This window comes from Rhizobacter sp. P5_A1 (assembly GCF_056400745.1).
Genome location: NZ_JBFUKR010000079.1, coordinates 1 through 650, shown reverse-complemented (window position 1 = coordinate 650; position 650 = coordinate 1). Strand labels below are relative to the sequence as shown.

1 protein-coding gene and 1 pseudogene are annotated in these 650 nt (G+C 63.8%); both read left to right on the top strand.

Going from position 1 to position 650, the window contains the following annotated elements; translation table 11 throughout:
- A pseudogene (locus AC1DTW_RS28140) lies at nt 1-296 on the top strand (acetyl-CoA C-acetyltransferase); the annotation flags it as partial.
- Between the two features lie 45 nt (nt 297-341).
- The coding region (locus tag AC1DTW_RS28135) for an SDR family NAD(P)-dependent oxidoreductase (protein WP_477985339.1) at nt 342-650 on the top strand (309 nt) is incomplete at its 3' end.

Sequence of the window (650 nt, the reverse complement as noted above, 5' to 3'; positions counted from 1 at the left end):
CGGCCTCGACGAAGGCGCTCGCCCGCGCCGGCTGGAAGGCCCAGGATCTCGATCTGCTGGAGATCAACGAGGCCTTCGCCGCGCAAGCTTGCGCCGTCAACAACGAGATGGGCTGGGACACCAGCAAGGTGAACGTCAACGGGGGCGCGATCGCGATCGGTCACCCGATCGGTGCATCCGGCTGCCGCATCCTGGTGACGCTGCTGCACGAAATGCAGCGCCGCGACAGCAAGCGCGGCATTGCCTCGCTGTGCATCGGGGGTGGCATGGGCGTGGCGCTGTGCGTCGAACGCTGACCCGCTGATTTCAAAATCGATCTTTCACATCAAGAGGAGACTGAGATGAGCAAGCAACGCGTGGTTCTGGTCACGGGCGGCATGGGTGGCCTGGGCGAAACGATCTCGACCAAGATGGTCGATGCGGGCTACAAGGTCGTCGTGACCTATTCGCCCAGGAACACCAAGTCGAAGGAGTGGGTCGCCGGCATGAAGGCGAACGGCTACGACATCACCGCGGTGGCCTGCGACGTCGCCGACTTCGAGTCGTGCACGAAGGCCGTCGCCGAAGTGCAAGGCCAGGTCGGCGCGGTCGACGTGCTCGTCAACAACGCCGGCATCACGCGCGACACCACCTTCAAGAAGATGGACAAG